Origin of the sequence: Synechococcus sp. H60.3, from assembly GCF_047462295.1 — a bacterium.
Lineage (GTDB): Bacteria > Cyanobacteriota > Cyanobacteriia > Thermostichales > Thermostichaceae > Thermostichus.
In genome coordinates this window covers 1-4,880 of record NZ_JANSIY010000148.1, presented here as the reverse complement: position 1 = coordinate 4,880, position 4,880 = coordinate 1, and the positions used below count along the sequence as shown (strand labels likewise).

Annotated in this window: 3 protein-coding genes; 1 reads left to right on the top strand and 2 read right to left on the bottom strand. The window is 61.2% G+C overall.

Annotation, left to right across the window (positions count from 1 at the left end; translation table 11 throughout):
• Nucleotides 1-30: 30 nt before the first annotated feature.
• Both NW841_RS11850 and NW841_RS11845 read right to left on the bottom strand, forming a co-directional pair.
• Nucleotides 31-1,209: a transaldolase gene (locus tag NW841_RS11850; RefSeq protein WP_414365863.1), complete on the bottom strand. Its 1,179-nt coding sequence runs from the start codon at nt 1,207-1,209 to the stop codon at nt 31-33.
• A gap of 255 nt (nt 1,210-1,464) precedes the next feature.
• Nucleotides 1,465-2,454 carry an RluA family pseudouridine synthase gene (locus tag NW841_RS11845; protein WP_414372452.1) on the bottom strand — a complete coding sequence of 330 codons (990 nt, stop codon included), beginning with the start codon at nt 2,452-2,454 and terminating at the stop codon, nt 1,465-1,467.
• 260 nt (nt 2,455-2,714) lie between these two features.
• Here NW841_RS11845 and ppsA point away from each other — a divergent pair.
• Nucleotides 2,715-4,880 (top strand): phosphoenolpyruvate synthase (ppsA, locus tag NW841_RS11840; protein WP_414386545.1); only part of this gene is annotated, 2,166 nt, incomplete at its 3' end.

The window sequence follows — 4,880 nt, the reverse complement described above, 5'->3', positions numbered from 1 at the left end:
GCGAAAGTTCTCGCCCATAGAGCTGGCTGGCTAATTCCTCAAGTAGACGGCTGCCCCTAGGCCGACCAGCATTTCTTCGGGGGTAATTTTGCCATCTTGGTTGGTGTCGAGGGCATCGAAGACGCGATCCGCCCCCATCCACTCCTCGCGGGTAATGAAGCCATCCCCATCCAGGTCGTAGATGCGGAAGACATCCTGGGCGGCGTGGGTAATCGTTTCCTTGGCGCCCTCCAGCTTCTGCAGCCGCTCGGTGAGCAGCCTTTCCAGCACCTCCAGCGCCTTGGAGAAGCCCTGGATCCCTTCTTCCAGCTTTTCTGAAGCCATGCGGTTTTCCCGGTGCATCTGGTCGAAGGTGGCTCGATCCATCACCAGACGCGGGATGTCCATTTTCTTAGCTTTTTCCGGATCCAGTTTGCGCTCCAGGTGGCCTTCGGTGTTTTGCAGCTCCGCCAAGAGAACTGGCGAGATGGTAAGCAGATCGCAGCCGGCCAGCTCGATGATTTCCCCAATGTTGCGGAAGCTGGCGCCCATTACCTCCGTCGGGTAATCGTACTTGCGCAGGTAGTTGTAGATCTGGGTTACCGACTGCACGCCCGGATCTTCAGCAGGGGGATAGCTCTCCCGGCCTGTGTGTTTTTTGTACCAATCCAAGATGCGGCCCACAAAGGGCGAGATGAGGGTTACCCCTGCTTCCGCACAGGCAATGGCCTGGTGCAGGCCAAACATCAGAGTCAGGTTGCAGTGGATCCCTTCTTTTTCTAGGATCTCGGCGGCGCGGATCCCTTCCCAGGTCGAAGCAATTTTAATCAACACCCGCTTGGGATCCGCCCCTGCCGCCTTGTAGAGCTCGATGAGGTAGCGGGCCTTGGCTACGGTAGCCTCGGTGTCGTAGGAGAGGCGGGCATCTACCTCGGTCGAAACCCGACCGGGGATGATGGAGAGAATGCGCACGCCAAAGGCTACCGCCAATTCATCGATGGCGTGGGCCACTACGGTTTTGGTGTCGGCTTTAGATCCCAGTTCTTGGCGGGCCTTGAGCAAGGTCTCATCGACAATGCCCTGGTACTGGGGCATTTGGGCGGCTGCTGTAATCAAAGAGGGATTGGTGGTGGCATCCTGCGGCTTAAAGGTCTCAATGGCGTTGATATCCCCCGTGTCGGCCACCACGACGGTCATCTCTCGCAACTGCTCCAGCAGGCTCTTGCTCATACTCCCCTCCTTAGCTATCGCGCTTCTGCGACCCAGTCCTAGTGTCGCCCACCCAGGCAAGGGATCCCGGTAGATGTGAGATTGTCTTAATTGTCTGCCCCACCGGTGTGGGGACAACTCTAAACAACTCACCCGGCAAAAACACTTCCAACTTCTCTAAAAATTTACTGAAGGTTGAAACTTCTTGGTCACGGGGATCAGCATGAACCCTGATTGGACAGGCCAGACAGGGCCGAGAGCGACCCTAGAAGCTGCCTATCCGGCCTGGCTGCGCAACTGCCGCAGCAGCCGCTCGAACTCTTCCGGCAGAGGGGCAGTAAACTGCAGCGGCTGGCCGGTGCGCGGGTGGACAAAGGAGAGCTTCCAGGCGTGGAGAGCTTGGCCACTGAGTTTGACGGGGCTGGTTTTGCTCTGGGTATAGAGGGGATCCCCGACAATGGGCAGGCGCAGGTGGGCGGCATGCACCCGAATTTGATGGGTGCGGCCGGTCTCCAGTTCAAACTGCATCAGGGTGTAGTTGCCCAGGCGCTCCAGCACCTGCCAGTGGGTTACCGCCGCTCGCCCTTGGCCAGAGGGCAAAACCGCCATCTTCTGCCGCTCCACCGGGTGGCGGCCAATGGGGGCAGAGATCGTGCCTTGGCTCTGGGCTGGCCGGCCAAACACCACCCCTAGATAGATGCGCCGAGCCGTCTTGGCCTGGATCTGGGCCTGCAGATGCTGGTGGGCCTGATCGTGTTTGGCAATCACCAGGGCACCGGTGGTGTCCTTGTCGAGGCGATGGACGATCCCTGGGCGCAGCTCGCCGTTGATCCCGGAAAGGCGAGGACAGTGGGCCAGCAATGCATGCACCAGCGTGCCGCTGGCATGTCCAGGAGCAGGATGCACCACCAGACCGCGCGGCTTGTTGATGACCAGCAGATCCTCATCTTCGTAGAGAATGTCTAAGGGGATCCGCTCCGGCTCCAAAGTTGTAGGGGTGGCTGGCGGGATCCGCACCTCAATCTCATCCCCGGCTTGCAGGGGGCGATCCTTATCCAGGCAGGGCCGCCCATTGAGCCAAACCTGGCCCTGGCGAATGAGCTGCTGCAGGCGCGAGCGCGACAGCTCCGGCAGTTGTTCCGCCAACCCGCGATCCAGCCGCAAGCCCTGCTGTTTTTCCGTCACTCTTACCTGGCGAATTGCTGCCACCGGATCCCTGGGGCCTTCCATTTGCCCTGTTTCGGCAAACTGCTGCTTTGAAAACATTGTGGCAGAGCGGTTACTTTTGCATTAGGTAAAAAAGGGCGAAGATTTGTGGCAGCTCTTTCAGCTGGATCCTGGCGAGATTGCCTTTGTCTCCTCCCCATCTCAGCCGTCTCTGGGGGCGTTGTGCCGGGATTCTAGCCCCAGGAAAACCCTCAGTACACTAGTGGGGGTAGAGCTCCTTGAAGCCAGGCCAGGTCCTGGCGGGAGAAGGTCTTTTTGCAACTATCACGCTTGCTCTGATGGGCACAAGGAGACAAAGCATGTCGGATGGAGTAGCGCTGGGATCCCAGCTTCAACAGCCCCCTCAACGCCAGCTTGGCTCAGAGCCACCCTTGGTTGTGCCCCTCATAGAGGTGGGGCTGCGGGACGTGGCCCAGGTGGGTGGGAAAAACGCCTCTCTAGGGGAAATGCTGCAGCAGTTGACCCCCAAAGGAATCCGCGTGCCCCTGGGGTTTGCCACCACCGCCCATGCCTATCGCCAGTTCATCGCCGCTGCCGGCCTCGAGGAGAAGCTGCGGGAGATCCTCAAAGACCTCGATATCGAGGATGTGCGGAACCTGCGCGAGCGGGGCAAAGCCGCCCGCACCTTGATTCTGCAGACGCCTTTCCCCCCAGAGTTGGAGCAGGCCATCAGCGAAGCCTACCAGAAGCTGTGCGAGCGCTACGGCCCCGATACCGATGTGGCAGTGCGCTCCAGCGCCACAGCAGAAGACCTGCCGGATGCCAGCTTTGCCGGCCAGCAGGAGACCTACCTCAACGTGCACGGGATCCAGGCAGTGCTGAATGCCTGCCACCGCTGCTTTGCCAGCCTGTTTACCGACCGGGCCATCTCCTACCGCCAGATCAAGGGCTTTGACCACTTCCAGGTGGCCCTCTCGGTGGGGGTGCAGAAGATGGTGCGCTCGGACTTGGCCTGTTCGGGGGTGATGTTCTCCATCGACCCAGAAACGGGCTTTAAAGACGCGGTGTTGATCACCGCTGCCTATGGGCTGGGGGAAAACGTGGTGCAAGGCATCGTCAACCCCGACGAATACGTGGTCTTCAAACCTACCCTAAAGCAGGGGCTGCGCCCCATCCTCTCCCGCAAGCTGGGCAGCAAAGCCCTGAAGCTGGTCTACGACGAGGAGGGATCCCGTTCCACCAAAAACGTACCCGTCCCCGAGAGCCTGCGCCGCCAATATGCCCTGCAGGACGACGAGATCCTAGAGCTGGCTCGCTGGGCCTGCCTCATCGAAGAGCACTACTCGGCGCTGCGGGGCCGCTTCACCCCCATGGACATTGAGTGGGCCAAAGACGGGATCACGGGCGAGCTGTTCATCGTCCAGGCCCGCCCCGAGACGGTGCAATCCCAAAAGGCCACCAACCGCCTCAAAACCTACCGCTTTACGCAGACGGAGGCGCGCCCAGACCCCCTGGTGCGGGGACGGGCGGTGGGGGAAGCCATCGGCCAGGGCACAGCCCGCGTCATTTTGGATGTGCGCCGCTCGGATCAGTTCCAGGCCGGCGAGGTGCTGGTGACGGAGAAAACCGATCCCGACTGGGAGCCAATCATGAAAAAGGCCAGCGCCATCGTCACCAACCAGGGGGGCAGAACCTGCCATGCGGCCATCATTGCCCGCGAGCTGGGGATCCCGGCCATTGTTGGCTGCGGCAACGCCACACAGGTGCTCCGCTCCGGCGATCCCATCACCGTCTCCTGCGCTGAAGGGGAGGAAGGGCGCGTCTATCCTGGTCTATTGCCCTATGAGGTGACGGAGATCCCGCTAGAGGAGCTGCCCCGCCCCCGCACCCAACTGATGATGAACGTGGGCAACCCGGAAAAAGCCTTTGGCCTGAGCGAGATCCCTTGCGACGGCGTGGGTCTGGCGCGGCTGGAGTTCATCATCGCCAACCACATCCAGATCCACCCTCTGGCCTTGATCCACTACGACGAGGCGGTCAAGGAGGAGCCGCGCCTGGCGGAGCTCACCGCCCAGTACGCCGACAAGCCGGAGTACTTTGTAGACAAGCTGGCCCAGGGGGTGGCCACCATCGCCGCTGCCTTCTACCCCAAGCCGGTGATTGTGCGCCTGTCGGACTTCAAGAGCAACGAATACGCCCACCTGCTGGGCGGATCCCGCTATGAGCCCCACGAGGAAAACCCCATGATTGGCTGGCGGGGGGCCTCCCGCTACACGGATCCCCGCTACCGCGATGGCTTTGCGCTGGAGTGCCGGGCCATGAAACGGGTGCGGGACGAGATGGGCCTGACCAACGTCATCTTGATGATCCCCTTCTGCCGCACCCCCGAAGAGGGGCACAAGGTGCTGGAGGAGATGGCCCGCCACGGCCTGGTGCGAGGGGAAAACGGCCTGCAGGTGTACGTCATGTGCGAGCTGCCCAGCAACGTCATCCTGGCCGACGAGTTCTGCCAGATCTTCGACGGC